14 protein-coding genes are annotated in these 14,959 nt (G+C 38.6%); 10 read left to right on the plus strand and 4 right to left on the minus strand.

Going from position 1 to position 14,959, the window contains the following annotated elements; genetic code table 11:
• The first annotated feature begins 18 nt into the window (after nt 1-18).
• The 4 genes from ACFIMC_RS08870 to ACFIMC_RS08885 are packed head-to-tail and all read left to right on the plus strand — an operon-like array spanning nt 19 to nt 3,629.
• Entirely contained in the window at nt 19-1,095 is a 1,077-nt protein-coding gene (locus tag ACFIMC_RS08870) for a branched-chain amino acid ABC transporter permease (RefSeq protein WP_375611928.1), read from the plus strand.
• Nucleotides 1,095-2,153 carry a branched-chain amino acid ABC transporter permease gene (locus ACFIMC_RS08875; RefSeq protein ID WP_375611929.1) on the plus strand — a complete coding sequence of 353 codons (1,059 nt, stop codon included), beginning with the start codon at nt 1,095-1,097 and terminating at the stop codon, nt 2,151-2,153. Before ACFIMC_RS08870 ends, ACFIMC_RS08875 begins: the two co-directional genes overlap by 1 nt.
• Nucleotides 2,150-2,932: an ABC transporter ATP-binding protein gene (locus ACFIMC_RS08880; RefSeq protein ID WP_375611930.1), complete on the plus strand. Its 783-nt coding sequence runs from the start codon at nt 2,150-2,152 to the stop codon at nt 2,930-2,932. The genes ACFIMC_RS08875 and ACFIMC_RS08880 overlap by 4 nt, the downstream gene beginning before the upstream one ends.
• Nucleotides 2,919-3,629: an ABC transporter ATP-binding protein gene (locus ACFIMC_RS08885; protein ID WP_273791026.1), complete on the plus strand. Its 711-nt coding sequence runs from the start codon at nt 2,919-2,921 to the stop codon at nt 3,627-3,629. The genes ACFIMC_RS08880 and ACFIMC_RS08885 overlap by 14 nt, the downstream gene beginning before the upstream one ends.
• Before the next feature lie 95 nt (nt 3,630-3,724).
• On the opposite strand, the gene gatA is transcribed toward ACFIMC_RS08885, so the two are convergent.
• Entirely contained in the window at nt 3,725-5,209 is a 1,485-nt protein-coding gene (gene gatA, locus ACFIMC_RS08890) for an Asp-tRNA(Asn)/Glu-tRNA(Gln) amidotransferase subunit GatA (protein WP_375611931.1), read from the minus strand.
• 31 nt (nt 5,210-5,240) lie between these two features.
• Nucleotides 5,241-5,528 (minus strand): Asp-tRNA(Asn)/Glu-tRNA(Gln) amidotransferase subunit GatC, encoded by a 288-nt coding sequence (gatC, locus tag ACFIMC_RS08895; RefSeq protein ID WP_375606898.1) that lies wholly within the window; start codon nt 5,526-5,528, stop codon nt 5,241-5,243.
• Between the two features lie 148 nt (nt 5,529-5,676).
• On the opposite strand from gatC, the gene ruvX reads away from it, so the two are divergent.
• Nucleotides 5,677-6,156, plus strand: a complete 480-nt coding sequence (ruvX, locus tag ACFIMC_RS08900) for a Holliday junction resolvase RuvX (RefSeq protein WP_375611932.1) — start codon at nt 5,677-5,679, stop codon at nt 6,154-6,156.
• Here ruvX and ACFIMC_RS08905 read toward each other — a convergent pair.
• Entirely contained in the window at nt 6,141-7,760 is a 1,620-nt protein-coding gene (locus ACFIMC_RS08905; protein ID WP_375613414.1) for an acyl-CoA dehydrogenase family protein, read from the minus strand. The two genes, ruvX and ACFIMC_RS08905, sit on opposite strands and share 16 nt — an antisense overlap.
• A gap of 125 nt (nt 7,761-7,885) precedes the next feature.
• On the opposite strand from ACFIMC_RS08905, the gene ACFIMC_RS08910 reads away from it, so the two are divergent.
• The 4 genes from ACFIMC_RS08910 to dprA are packed head-to-tail and all read left to right on the plus strand — an operon-like array spanning nt 7,886 to nt 11,982.
• Nucleotides 7,886-8,851 (plus strand): aspartate carbamoyltransferase catalytic subunit, encoded by a 966-nt coding sequence (locus ACFIMC_RS08910; RefSeq protein WP_375611935.1) that lies wholly within the window; start codon nt 7,886-7,888, stop codon nt 8,849-8,851.
• The gene (locus ACFIMC_RS08915) at nt 8,848-10,149 is read left to right on the plus strand and encodes a dihydroorotase (RefSeq protein WP_375636758.1); all 1,302 of its coding nucleotides are present in this window, start codon (nt 8,848-8,850) and stop codon (nt 10,147-10,149) included. Before ACFIMC_RS08910 ends, ACFIMC_RS08915 begins: the two co-directional genes overlap by 4 nt.
• Nucleotides 10,150-10,160: 11 nt before the next feature.
• Nucleotides 10,161-10,793: a glycerol-3-phosphate 1-O-acyltransferase PlsY gene (gene plsY, locus ACFIMC_RS08920; RefSeq protein WP_375613412.1), complete on the plus strand. Its 633-nt coding sequence runs from the start codon at nt 10,161-10,163 to the stop codon at nt 10,791-10,793.
• Nucleotides 10,750-11,982, plus strand: a complete 1,233-nt coding sequence (gene dprA, locus ACFIMC_RS08925; RefSeq protein ID WP_375621280.1) for a DNA-processing protein DprA — start codon at nt 10,750-10,752, stop codon at nt 11,980-11,982. Before plsY ends, dprA begins: the two co-directional genes overlap by 44 nt.
• On the opposite strand, the gene ACFIMC_RS08930 is transcribed toward dprA, so the two are convergent.
• Nucleotides 11,912-12,118 (minus strand): hypothetical protein, encoded by a 207-nt coding sequence (locus ACFIMC_RS08930; RefSeq protein WP_005773510.1) that lies wholly within the window; start codon nt 12,116-12,118, stop codon nt 11,912-11,914. The genes dprA and ACFIMC_RS08930 overlap by 71 nt on opposite strands.
• 264 nt (nt 12,119-12,382) lie before the next feature.
• Here ACFIMC_RS08930 and topA point away from each other — a divergent pair, with 264 nt between their 5' ends.
• The gene (topA, locus tag ACFIMC_RS08935; RefSeq protein WP_375611939.1) at nt 12,383-14,956 is read left to right on the plus strand and encodes a type I DNA topoisomerase; all 2,574 of its coding nucleotides are present in this window, start codon (nt 12,383-12,385) and stop codon (nt 14,954-14,956) included.
• The last annotated feature ends 3 nt before the right edge of the window (nt 14,957-14,959 follow it).

Here is a 14,959-nt window from a genome sequence, read left to right on the forward strand (position 1 = left end):
AATGTGGAAGGATGAGAGATGAGCACTGAAATGTTCATCCAGTACTTTTTTAATGCACTGGCATTGGGATCTCTTTATGGGCTTATTGCTATTGGCTACACCATGGTCTACGGTATACTGAGACTCATTAATTTTGCTCACGGTGATATCTTTATGCTGGGAGCATATTTTGTTTTCTTTTCCACAATTGGCTTTATGCCTGCTTGGGCAGCTTTTCTTCTTTTGTTCCTTGCTGCTCTTGTTTATTATTCGGTCTTTATAGGCTTTAAAAGGCGTCCTCCAATTTATTGGATTGCTGCTTTTTTAATTCTTGCGCTAGGATTTGTTTATTATTTTAAAATTTCCCCGCAAGACTTTACACCGATTTGGGTTTTAGCTCTTTGTTTTTCCATTTTTATTACAAGTGCTGTGGGTGTTGCTGTTGATCAATTTGCTTATAAACCTCTACGCCATGCTCCGCGTATTTCGGCACTTATCGGTGCAATTGGTGTTTCTTTTTTTATTGAAAATCTTGCTACTGTACTCTTTAGTGGTGTTCCGAAAGGTGTACAACAGCCAGACTTTCTTGTAACACCATTTTTATGGCATCTAGGATCAGGAGCAGATGGTATCATCAGAATTGCTCCCATGTCTCTGATCGTTCCCTTTGTGTCATTAATTCTTATTTTATTACTATTATGGATTATCCATAAAACAAAACCGGGTCTTGCTATGCGCGCAATCTCCCATGATATTGAAACAACACGTTTGATGGGTGTGTCTGTCAATAAAGTTATTGCGTTTACATTTGGAATAGGCTCAGCTCTTGCCGCCATAGCAGGCATTATGTGGTCTTTACGTTATCCTCAAATTCAGCCTTATATGGGTGTTCTTCCTGGTCTCAAAGCATTTATTGCTGCTGTTATCGGAGGTATTGGTTCGATACCAGGAGCAATGTTGGGAGGATTGTTATTAGGGTTTATTGAAATTATGATTATCGCATTTTTCCCCGCGCTATCTGGATATCGAGATGCCTTCGCTTTCATTTTATTGATTCTGATTCTATTGATATTGCCCACAGGATTAATGGGTAAAAGAAATCAGGAGAAAATCTAATGGCAAAGTCAGCGACAACTGTTTTATCGTGTATAAGTGTTTTAGTTCTCATAGGTTTTTTATTTTATGCTGATAGCCATTTTAATGACTATACGCTTCGTATCATCAATCTGATTGCTATTAATGCGATATTGGCAATTTCGCTTAATTTGATTTACGGTTTCACAGGTATGTTTTCTCTTGGACATGCTGGATTTATGGCTATTGGTGCTTATGTTTGCGCAATTTTACTTCTTTCCCCTGAACAAAAAGAAATGATGTGGATTCTTGATCCTATTGCTGAACCATTATATCATTTGCAGTTACCTTTTTTTATCGCTGTTGTCGTAAGTGGTTTGTGTGCTGCTGTTGTAGGTTTATTAATTGCTTTACCAATATTGCGTCTTGGTGGCGATTATCTTGGAATTGCAACATTAGGTTTTGCGGAAATTATTCGCATTGTCATTACGAACGCAACATCGCTCACAAATGGCTCTTTGGGAATCAAAGGAATACCTCAAAATGCAACATTATGGTGGAACTATGGTTGGCTAGCATTTACAGTTCTCTTTATTGTCCTCTTACTGCAAAGCAATACTGGTAACGTATTACGTGCTATCCGTGATGATGAAATAGCTGCGAAAACTATGGGAATTAATGCTTTTTTCTACCGTAGTTTTTCCTTTACTGTTGGAGCATTTTTTGCAGGTATAGGTGGCGCATTAATGGCGGCTCTTATTTCAACCATTGATCCAAAAATGTTTAATTTTCTTCTGACTTTTAATATTTTAATGATTGTTGTTGCTGGTGGTCTCGGTTCAATTACAGGGAGCATTATTGGCAGCATTATTATTACAGTCATGCTTGAATGGCTTCGTATCATTGAAAGTCCATTTGACTTAGGTTTTATACATATTCCAGAAACCCCAGGGCTTCGTATGGTTGTTTTTTCTCTTTTATTGCTGGTAATTATCTTGTTTTGGAGAAAAGGGTTAATGGGACAACGAGAATTTTCATGGAATGGAATTTATAGCTTTTTGACACGCAAAAAGCTTTCTAATACTGAGGGAAAGCTATGAACGACAATATCCTTTCACTCAATAATATTGTAATGCGTTTTGGCGGATTAGTTGCTGTAAATAATGTTAATATGGCAATTAAACGAGGAAGTATTACTGGATTAATTGGTCCCAATGGTGCTGGAAAAACAACAGTTTTCAATATGATTTCTGGATTTTATGCTCCTACAAGCGGCATCATTCTTTTTGATGAGAAAAAAATTTCTGGAGCGTCTCCTTATATTATCTGTAGAAGCCATATTGCCAGAACATTTCAAAATATTCGTCTTTTCTCAGGGTTAACGGTTTTGCAGAATGTTATGGTAGGAGCGCATGTTCGACAAAAATATCCTTGGTTTTCTTCAGCTCTCTTTTTTTCAAAAGCAATAAAAGAAAAGAAGGAAGTTTATAAAAATTCCTTGGAGCTCCTTGAACAGCTACAACTTGATCATCTTGCCAATCAATCGGCAACAGCTTTACCTTATGGTGTGCAACGACGTCTAGAAATTGCACGTGCGTTAGCCACAAAGCCCAAATTGCTTCTTCTTGATGAACCTGTTGCTGGCATGAATCCACAAGAAAGTGAAGATCTTAGAAAATTCATAGCAAAAGTGCAAAAAGACTTTGATCTTACAATTCTTCTTATTGAGCACGATATGAAAGTGGTTATGGGGCTTTGCCAACATATTTTGGTTATGGAATATGGCTGTTGCATTGCCAGTGGTACACCAGATGAAATTCGTAATAACCCTAAAGTTATTGAAGCTTATCTTGGCGGAGATGTTTATGGATATTCTTAAAATAAAAAATCTTTACGTTCATTATGGCGCCATTAAAGCTGTCCAAAATCTTTCTATGTCCATAAAGCGGGGCAGTATTGTCACTTTAATTGGAGCCAATGGTGCAGGAAAAAGCAGTATTGTACGTTCTATTACAGGGCTTAATCGCTCTGTTTATGGAGAAATTACCTATAATGGCAAATCTATTATTAAAAAATCACCAGAAGAGATTTTGCGATTAGGGATTGCTTTAAGCCCTGAAGGACGACGTATCATGCCCCATCTCACTGTTTTAGAGAATCTTCATCTAGGCGCTTATATTCGTCACGATAAGCAGGGAATTTCCCGTGATATTGAATGGATATTTGACCTTTTTCCGCGCCTACGTGAAAGAGCAAAACAGTTGGGAGGAACAATGTCAGGTGGTGAACAACAGATGGTTGCTGTGGGCCGTGCACTCATGAGCAATCCTGATATGGTCATATTAGATGAACCCTCGTTGGGGTTAGCACCACTTCTCGTTCGAGAAATTTTTTCGATTATTCGAAAAATTAATGATATGGGGAAAACTGTTCTTCTTATTGAACAAAATGCATTTGCTGCACTTTCCATAGCTGACTATGCTTATATTTTAGAGGTAGGACATATTTTATTTCACGGTGAAGGAAAAACTATGCTCTCTGATTCGCGTGTTAAAGAAGCCTATCTTGGTGGGTAAGACTACGAATTAAGGAAATAGAGCTCATTCCCTCCACCATTTAAAAGAGCATTTCTCATTAAGGATGAGAAATGCTCCTTTGTGAATTTTGACTATTACATCCACCATTTTTCTGCACTGAATATTCCTGCTTCTTGTTCAATAATGTGCGCTATCTGAAAAATGACTTCTTCAGAAAAAGGTTTACCAATCAATTGCAATCCTAGAGGTAAACCATTTGATGACAGACCAGCAGGAACAGAAATTCCTGGTAATCCAGCCATATTAACTGGTACAGTAAAAATATCATTAAGATACATTGCTACAGCATCATTTTTTATTTTTTCATCAGCAATACCAAAAGCAGATGTTGGTGTTGCTGGTGTCAAAATAGCATCAATGCCTGAAGCAAAACATTGATCAAAATCACGTTTTACGAGTGTTCTTACTTTTTGAGCTCTTAAATAACAGGCATCATAATAACCTGATGAAAGAACATAAGTCCCAACCAGAATGCGCCGTTTGACTTCATCACCAAAACCAACAGAACGCGTATTTTCATACATCTCAATGATGTCTTTCCCAGGCATGCGCAAACCAAAACGCACACCATCATAACGCGCTAAATTAGAAGAGGCTTCTGCAGGAGCTATAATGTAATAAGAAGGTAGAGCATATTTTGTATGGGGCAAAGAAATATCTTTAATCTCAGCACCTGCTTCTTTTAACCAATTTATTCCTTTTTGCCAAAGCTCAATAATTTCTGGAGACATTCCATCCACATGATATTCTTTTGGAATACCGATTTTCATTCCTTTGATTGATTGACCAAGATAACTTTCATAATCAGGAACTGGTAAATTGACGGAAGTAGAATCTTTTTCATCAAAAGAGGCCATTGATCTGAGTAAGATAGCACAATCACGAACATCTCTAGCAACAGGTCCAGCTTGATCAAGAGATGAAGCAAACGCGACAACGCCCCATCGCGAACAACGTCCATAAGTTGGCTTTATTCCCACAGTTCCAGTAAAAGCTGCTGGTTGACGTATTGAGCCACCTGTATCGGTTGCAGTTGCACCAGCACAAATTTGTGCAGCAACAGCGGCTGCGGATCCTCCCGAAGAACCACCGGGTACGAGTTTTTCATTTGAGCCTTTTTTTCTCCATGGACTAATAACGGGACCATAATATGATGTTTCGTTGGATGAGCCCATAGCAAACTCATCCATATTAAGTTTTCCTAACATCACAGCACCATCTTGCCATAAATTAGCCGTGACAGTTGATTCATAGTGCGGTTTAAAACCATCAAGGATATTTGAACAGGCTTGAGTATGAACACCATAGGTTGCAAAAAGATCTTTAATCCCCAAGGGAATTCCTTCCAAAAGCCCTCCCTGCCCTTTCGCTAAGCGACTGTCTGATTCAGCAGCCATTTTCATTGCCTGTTCTGCTGTTATTGTTACATAAGCATTCAAAGTTGGATTCGCCAACTCTATTGCTTGTAAATAAGCTTCCGTTAATTCTGTTGCTTTGAGATTTTTCTTTGTTAGAGCATCACGAGCTTGCGCAATTGTGAGAGTTGTTAAATCAGTCATATTGGTTCTCAAATTTCAAAAATATAAAAAGTTACTCAACAATTTTTGAGACAAGAAAAAAATTTTCTTCTGTAACAGGGGCATTGGCTACAATATCTGCTGCTTTATCGCCATCTGTAACACTATCTTCACGCATTCGTAGAGTCATCGGCATCACAGATGTTAATGGCTCAACCCCACTGACATCAACTTCATTCAATTGCTCTACAAAACCTAAAATAGCATTGAATTTTTTTGTCACAGGTTCTATCTCATCATCGTGGAGGGCAATCCTTGCTAAATGTGCTATCCGCTTGACTGTCTCTTGATCAACAGACATACTCTTTACGCCTTTCTGCTTTTTTGTTTATTTATTTGATCTTTATTCTGGCTATACAAGGGTGCACTTGTAAGTGCAAGAATATTAGATAACATGAATAAAGAATATAACTATAGATCTGAAACATTAAAAAACGTATTATACCTTTATGACTGTTATTAATATAGATGAAGTTATAAAACATCTTTTGCCTAGACAAACAATAGCAGGCTTAGATTTAGGGACAAAAACTATCGGAATTGCGATTTCTGATATGGGGCTGACTGTCTCAAATCCGCGTCCTGTACTACAGCGAAAAAAATTTACAGAAGATGCTTACACACTTATTAAAATTTTTGACCGTGAAAATGTAGGCGTTATTATCATTGGCTTACCTCTTAACATGAATGGAAGCAGTGGCTCTCGTGTTCAAGCAACCAGAGCTTTTGTGAGCAATATGAAAGCTTATACAAAAATTCCATTTGTTTTTTGGGACGAACGTTTATCAACAATTGCTGCGGAACGGTCTCTTTTAGAAATGAATGTATCGCGCGCTAAAAGAGCAAGCCGTATTGATTCGGCAGCCGCCGCTTTTATATTGCAAGGTGCTCTCAATAGAATTCAAAACTTTCATCATATGGAAGGATAGAGGACATTGAGCAAATGCCCTGCATTATATCGTGCAATGAGCATCCCGTAAGAAGATCTCCATTGTCCCCCAAGGCGGCTTTCCATATAGGCATTCGCAACATGTTCTATGTCTGTAGAACGTAATGCTGCTGCTGCTGCTGCATAAGCTACTTGTTCAACAAAAAATCTTCCTGCACCTTCATTTGCTGATGCCATATCACCTGCTGACTTAATAATTTCAATTGCTCGGGGTCCCGCTGGTCCAATATCAAGAGCAATTTTTTCCAACAATTTCTGAAACAATCCCGGTGCTTTTTCAGCAATAAGAATTGCATCCTTTACCAATTGATTAGCAGAACTATTTCTCACAATTCGCGCAGGCCCATTATGCAACATTTGTGATAATGGATTATTCTCTATAAAACTTTCAATACCAAGTTGTGCAATAATTTCACCAATAATAGGCACAACCAATTGACTTACATGATAAGCAATAATAGGTGTCATAATGCGGGCAAAAGCTGCTTCAGAACGGTCATTTGCTGCATTGTCAAATGCTCTCGCTAAACGCAAAACCAATGCTTGTGAGGCAGCTATATCTAATGCAATATCTGCAAAAATACGTTCTGTCAGTGGAGGTAACGGCTGATTGGGTATTTTTTTCCGGAAAAAATCCATACCAAATTGAAGAGCCGCTCGTAAAACACCTGCCGATATGACAGATTGATCGAAACGCATCATCGTCTCGATATCTTTAATAACTTTAAGCCCTTCTCCAGCATTTCCCAAAAGCCAGCCATAACTGCCTTGGAAGTCGACAACCCCCTCTGGTGTTAAAAGTTCTCCAGATCGCTGAATTAAATGACGAATCGATATAGATCCATTTAATGCGCCATTTTCTTGTATGCGTGGAATAAAAAAACAACTTAAATGACCATCTAAATCTGCACTAACAAGATATCCGTCAGCGGTAGGATTAATAACGTTGGTTTTTACAACATTTAAACGATATAGATCACGTTCCATACTTTCATCGAAAGAAATTTTCTTAACACTTGGAAAATTGAAAGCGTATTTTTCAATATCGTCAAATGCACAAGTTAGAGAAGCAGCCTTTTTATGATGAATAGGCTTTGATGAGGAATCATATTGGCGTGATAAAAGTACATTTTGCCATTTTTTGAAGAGCTCAATATCACTAATTAAAACAGCAATAGCTGCACTCGTTATGATAACTTCATTCAAATGTCCTGTTTCTAAACCAGCAGATAAAGCTAAACGAATCGCACGCGCTTGATAGCGTACTCCATTTTCTGAGCTCGTATTTTCCCAAAGCGAGGTAACCAAACCTGCTTGTCTAGAATATTGTTGAAGAGCTTGATAGGAAGAATGGATCTCTAATCTTTCTGTTGGTTGCCCCCATTCATCATTATAGCATAGTAAAGGCTTATAATGATTCGCTAAGCAAGAAAGTTTCCATGCTTCTCGACTCGCGGCAAAATCCCCTATTTCTTCAAAACTTGCTAACAAAAACTTAGGCAAAGTAGAAGCAATACGAAACATAAGCGTATCGCTAAGAAATGTATTTTTTCGACGAGTATTTTGCGCAGATACAGCACTCATAGGTATATTCCTACATTCAAATCATTCATATCATAGACTATTTGTCTTTTTAGAGTTAAGAAACATTTATCATATTCAAACAAATGCTTGTTTAACCTGTTTAGAGAGAGATAAAGAAGAATGCTATGATGCAAGATAATTTTTTCCCACTTTTCCCTCATCAACATCTTTTAGCTATTAAAGATCTGAGTGTACAAGATCTTAATACATTGCTTGATCGTGCAGAAGCAAATATTATCCTTTCTAACAAAATTGATAAAATAAAATCTACTTTGCATGGACGGACTCAAATTAATCTCTTTTTTGAAGCCTCTACGCGAACACAATCTTCTTTTGAATTAGCGGGTAAAAGGCTAGGTGCACACGTGATGAGTCTTGCGATCGGCAACTCATCTGTAAAAAAGGGAGAAACATTACTTGATACTGCTACAACTCTCAATGCGATGAAGCCAGATATACTGGTTTTTCGCCATAACAGTGCAGGAGCGGCAGCTTTATTAGCGCAAAAAGTTGATTGTTGTGTTATTAATGCAGGTGATGGTGCTCATGAACATCCAACCCAAGCTTTATTAGATGCTCTAACCATTAAAAGGGCAAAAGGTCGTATTGAAGGATTAACTGTTGCGATTTGCGGAGATATCTTACACTCACGTGTTGCCCGTTCCAATATCCTGTGTCTCAATGCTTTGGGTGCTCGTGTTCGTGCTGTTGCTCCCTCAACACTCTTACCCGCAGAAATCGCTCATATGAGTGTTGAGGTTTTTAACACGATGAAAGAAGGTCTTAAAAATGCTGACGTTATCATGATGTTGCGCTTACAGCATGAACGGATGACAGGCTCTTTTATTCCCTCTACGCGTGAATATTTCCATTATTTTGGCTTACATAAAGAAAATTTAGCCTATGCCAAAAATGATTCTATTATTCTGCATCCTGGCCCATTAAACCGTGGTGTAGAGATTGCATCCGACATAGCAGATGGACCACAAAGTATGATTCATACACAAATAGAAATGGGAATTGCAGTGCGTATGGCTGTCATGGAGGCTTTATTAGATTCACGCGCAAAGATCAGTGGAGAAAAAAAATGATAAAACCAATTGTTTTTCAAAATGCTCGTATTATTGATCCTTCGCGCGCAATCGATGAAATTGGTACAGTTATTGTTGAAAATGGACGAATTATAGCCGCTGGAAAAGAAGCTCTGAATCAGGGGTTTCCTGAAGAAGCAGAAGTTATTAACGCACAAAACAAAGCAATTCTCCCTGGACTTGTTGATGCGCGCGTTTTTGTTGGAGAATTAGGGAATGAACATTGTGAAACAATTACATCAGCAAGTTACGCGGCCGCAGCAGGTGGTATTACTTCCTTTCTTATGATGCCAAACACGCATCCAGTTATTGATAATGTAGCACTCGTTAAATTTATTACGCATACAGCACAGGAAATGTCATTGGTCAATATTTATCCCGTTGCTTCAATCACACAAGGTTTCAACGGACAAGAAATAACCGAATTTGGTTTGCTCAAAGATGCTGGAGCCGTTGCCTTTAGTGAAGGAAAAAAAACACTTCAAAATTCATCTGTTATGCGGCGTGCAATGACTTATGCACGCGATTTTGATGTTCCATTGATGCATGAAACGCAAGATAAAGATCTTACAGGGCAAGGTGTGATGAATGAAGGACTGCTTGCCAGTTGGCTTGGTCTTTCTGGCATCCCTCGCGAAGCAGAAGTTATCCCACTTGAAAGAGATCTACGTTTAGCAGCATTAACGCAAACACGCTATCATGCCGCTCAAATATCGACAGCACTCTCTGCTGATGCACTTCGTTTAGGTAAAAAACGCAGTGAGAAAATTTCAGCGGGTGTATCTATTAATCATTTATCTTTCAATGAAAATGACATTGGACAATATCGCACTTCTTTTCGCTTAATGCCCCCATTGCGTACAGAAGAAGACCGTGTAGCAATGATTGAAGCAATAAAGGATGGGATTATAGATGTTATTGTCTCTTCTCATGATCCTCAGAGTATCGACACAAAACATTTACCATTTAATGACGCGGCAATTGGCGCTATTGGTATGGAGACCTTATTGAGCGCAGCCTTACGTCTTTATCATAATGAGAGCCTATCTCTTCTACGGATAACGGAACTTTTGTCAACGGCGCCTGCAAAGCTCTTTGGACTCAATGCAGGAACACTCAAAAAAGGGGCTTATGCAGACCTTATTGTGGTTGATCTTGAAGAACCATGGGTTGTTTCGAAAGAGAAGCTCTATTCACGTTCAAAAAATACCCCTTTTGAGAATGCACGTTTTCAAGGACGCGTGCTCCAGACCTTTGTGAAAGGGAAAAACGTTTTTAAACTTGATCAACAAATTTAATGAGATTCTTAATGAATGAAGCAGAAATATTTTTTCAATCCACTCCATGGTTTATTTTCCTCATATCTTATCTCATTGGCTCGATTCCATTTGGGCTTCTTTTTACGAAATTGTTCAAAATTGGTGATATAAGAACAATCGGTTCCGGCAATATTGGAGCAACAAATGTTTTACGAACAGGAAATAAAAAGCTTGCTGCTCTAACACTTCTTTGTGATATGTTGAAAGGAACTATCGTTGTTTTCGTTATAAAGTTTTTTAGTGATCCGCTAGACAATAGTATCCTTGTTTCTCTAGCAGGCTTTTTTGTTTTCTTAGGACATCTTTTCCCCGTATGGCTTAAATTTAAAGGTGGCAAAGGTGTTGCTACCTATCTAGGAGTCTGCTTAGGAATCTATTGGCCTGCAGCAATTATTTTTATTATTGTATGGAGTGCGATTTTTCTCCTCATGCGTTATTCTTCATTATCTGCGCTTATTGCTGTTACGATCACACCGATATTTGTTTTTTATTTTTCCGCTTCTTATTTCTATTGTATGCTGATTGTGATGAGCGTATTTGTGTTTATAAAACATTCTGCAAATATCGGTAGATTATTAATTGGGGAAGAAAGTAAGATTGGTACGCAACACGGAGATAAATAAAGGAATCCTGCTTACTGATCGTCAACGTCTAAGCTGGTTACGGTTATTGCGCAGTGAAAATATTGGAGCTGTTAGTTTTCGCAATCTCATTGATCATTATAAAACAGCAGAAAATGCTCTGGCAGCGCTGCCAGAGCTTAGTAGAAAAGGGGGTGGTTCTGTATCTATTAAAATAGCAAGCTTAGAAGATGCAGAAAAAGAAATGCAAGAGGCTGAAAGATTAGGTGTCCGGTTTATTGGTATGGGAGAACCAGATTATCCAGCTTTTCTTAAGGTTACAGAAGCCCCCCCGCCGCTTATTGCTATCAAAGGTAATGTTTCAATTTTTCAAAAAACTTCTATTGGAATTATAGGTTCTCGAAATGCTTCAGCTGCGGGAAAAAAGCTTACAGCTCAATTTGCGCGTTTTCTCGGAGAAGCAGACTTTGTAACAATTTCTGGGCTCGCTCGTGGAATTGATAGCGTTGCGCATCAAGCAAGTTTAAAAACAGGAACTGTTGCAGTCATGGCGGGAGGAATTGATCATATCTATCCTCCTGAAAATAAAAAGTTGCATGAAGATATTATTGCCAACGGTGGAGCCATCATCAGCGAAATGCCCATTTCTTGGAAGCCGCGTGCTATCGATTTTCCAAGAAGAAACCGTATTATTGCAGCTCTATCACTTGGTCTCTTGGTTGTAGAGGCAGCCCTGCGCTCAGGGTCCTTAATTACCGCACGTCAAGCAGCTGAAATGGGACGGCTAATTTTTGCCATTCCCGGTTCTCCACTTGATCCAAGATCTGTTGGTACAAACAATCTTATCAAAGACGGTGCTCTACTCACCACACATCCTTCTGACATTATAGAAACACTTACGCCATTAATTTCACCGCTTCCAAATTCGCAACTCAATTTTTTTGAGGAACCATCCTCCTTACAACTTGAAAAGGAGAATTTTAATTTAGCAGATGAAAAAAACAGCGATCTCTCTTTAGCAGATGATGATGCAGCACGTGCAGCAGTTCTCTCCGCTCTTTCAACAACGCCAATCGACTTAGACACACTCAGTATCCACTCAGGTATTTCACTCCCAACTCTCTACCTCTTGTTGGTAGAACTCGAGCTTGCTGGAAAGCTTATTCGACACTCTGGTGGTTGTGTGTCATTGTCGAATCTTGATCTTCCCCAAGAGCCTCAGCACTATTAATAATGCTTTGCCCTTCTTTGGCAACCATATCCAAAAGCAATGCTAAAAGCGGACTGTGCGCCTGACGCGCCATCTGATTCATTTGCTTTGACATGTCTGTAATATATTGGATAACTTTTAAATGATTTATAAACATAATCCTCTATCCTTGAGCATTTCCCCTCCTACCTCTCAATAGACGTTATCTTAGTATTTCGCCGTATGTTTTTGTAATAACAGTGGAAAATAAATCGTGTAATTCTATATAGGGTGTACTCTAATAATGACAATCATAAGTTGTACAATATTCATGTTTTTTATATGGCTAATATTTTTTTATGTGCTCTTAAGCAATTGGCATTAGCTATTCGCGTAAAAGGCGTTTATAAAAAAATTTTTATTTCAATATTTGGGTAAAATTATGAATATCGTTATCGTTGAATCTCCAGCAAAAGCAAAAACAATTAATAAATATCTTGGATCTCAATACAAAGTTGTCGCATCATTTGGACATGTTCGTGATTTGCCTGCAAAAGATGGTTCTGTTTTACCGGATCAAGATTTTTCTATGAAATGGGATATAGATTCTGCTGCCGCTAAACGTTTAAATGAAATAGCAAAAGCCGTTAAAGAAGCTGATAGCCTTATATTAGCAACAGACCCTGATCGTGAAGGGGAAGCTATTTCATGGCATATTCTGGATGTTCTTCGTCAAAAAAAAGTTTTAAAAGATAAACCTATTAAAAGAGTTGTCTTCAATGCCATCACCAAAAAGTCTGTGCTTGATGCTATGAATAATCCACGTGATATTGATACATCCCTTGTCGATGCTTATCTTGCACGTCGTGCTCTCGATTATCTCGTTGGTTTTACACTTTCACCTGTTTTATGGCGTAAACTCCCTGGTGCGCGTTCAGCAGGACGCGTTCAATCGGTTGCTTTGCGTATTATTTGTGATCGTGAATCAGAAATAGAACATTTTATCAAAGAAGATTATTGGTCCATTACAACACAGTTAAAAACCATCCGAAATGATAGTTTCCAAGCAAGATTGACAATGTTTAATCAAAGAAAAATAGGCAAGCTTGATATTCAATCTCAAGAACAAGCAGACCAAATTCGCTTTATGCTGGAGAAAGCTCAATATCATACACTCAGTGTTGAAGCAAAACCTACAAAGAGAAATCCTTTTCCTCCATTTACAACCTCTACACTACAACAAGCAGCTTCTTCAAAATTAGGATTTTCAGCTTCTCGCACTATGCAAATTGCCCAAAAGCTTTATGAAGGCATTGAAATTAATGGTGAAACGGCAGGGCTTATTACTTATATGCGTACCGATGGTGTGCAGATAGCACCTGAGGCTATTGATTCAGCAAGAAAAGTTATTCATGAAACTTTCGGAAAAGACTATATTCCTGAAAAGCCACGTTTTTATTCAACAAAGGCAAAAAATGCACAGGAAGCACATGAAGCGATCCGCCCAACAGATTTTCAACGCAATCCTAGTCAAGTCCGTAATTTTCTCGATAGCGATCAAGCAAAGCTCTATGATCTGATATGGAAGCGTGCCATTGCCAGCCAAATGCGCTCTGCTGACATTGAACGTACAACCGTTGAAATTGAAGCACAGCAAGGAGAAGAGCGTGCAAATCTACGGGCAACAGGATCTGTTGTTCGTTTTGATGGCTTTATTTCCGTCTACACGGATCAACGAGACGAAGAAAATAATGAAGAAAATGAAACAACACGTTTACCACAAATAAACACTGGTGAAGCACTTACAAAAGAAAAAGTTGAATCTGTACAACATACCACAGAGCCCCCTTCTCGTTATTCTGAAGCTTCATTAATTAAAAAGCTTGAGGAGTTAGGAATTGGTCGTCCTTCAACTTATGCATCCACATTAGCGACATTGTGTGACCGTGGATATATTGTCATTGATAAACGAAAGCTTATTCCCGATGCCAAGGGACGTATTGTTACAGCCTTTCTTGAAAATTTTTTTAATCGCTATGTAGAATATGGTTTCACAGCAGATCTTGAAGAAAAGCTGGATCTTATCTCTGATGGCAAACTTTCTTGGAAAGACGTATTGCGAGATTTTTGGGATGGATTTAATGCATCTATTAGCAATATCCAAGAACTCCGTATAACCAATGTTCTTGATGCTTTAAATGTAACATTAGCACCTCTCGCCTTTCCTGAACGCGAAGATGGAAGTGATGTGCGTTCCTGTCCTCTTTGTAAAAATGGTCAATTATCATTAAAACTTGGGCGTTATGGTGCTTTTGTTGGCTGTTCCAATTATCCCGAATGTAAATACACACACCAACTTGGTACAGATACTGGAGAAGAGAATGAAGCTGTACGCAATGATGAACCTGTTATACTTGGTATTGACCCTGAAACAGGAAAAGAGATCTCTCTTCGTAATGGCCGGTTTGGTCCCTATATTCAACTTGGTGAAAGCAAAGAAGTTAAGCGTGCAGGATTACCAAAAGAATGGCAGGCAGAAAATGTAACCCTTGATAAAGCCTTGGCTTTACTATCCCTTCCCCGTGAAATTGGCATTCATCCTGAAACCGGAAAAACAATCACGGCTACGATTGGACGATATGGTCCCTATCTTAGCCATAATGGAAAATCTGCGCGCCTTCTTCATGCAGATGAAGTTTTTGATATTGGTATCAATCGCGCTGTTACAGTATTAGCAGAACAACAAGAAAACAAAACCAGGCAAAGCAGAACAACACCTGAAGCATTGGCAACATTAGGAGAGCATCCCGAAGGAGGAACCATTACCGTGCGCAACGGGCGTTATGGTCCTTATGTCAATTGGGGTAAAATTAATGCAACATTGCCAAAAGATAAAGATCCCATTAGTGTAACACTTCCAGAGGCACTAGAACTTATATCGGCTAAAGCATCGAGTAAAAAAACAACTTCAAAAAGAGCTTCTTCTAAAACAAAAGCAAAAATAAAAGAGACATAAATT

Origin of the sequence: Bartonella sp. AP21QHHD (assembly GCF_042196205.1) — a bacterium.
In the GTDB taxonomy this organism is placed as follows: domain Bacteria; phylum Pseudomonadota; class Alphaproteobacteria; order Rhizobiales; family Rhizobiaceae; genus Bartonella.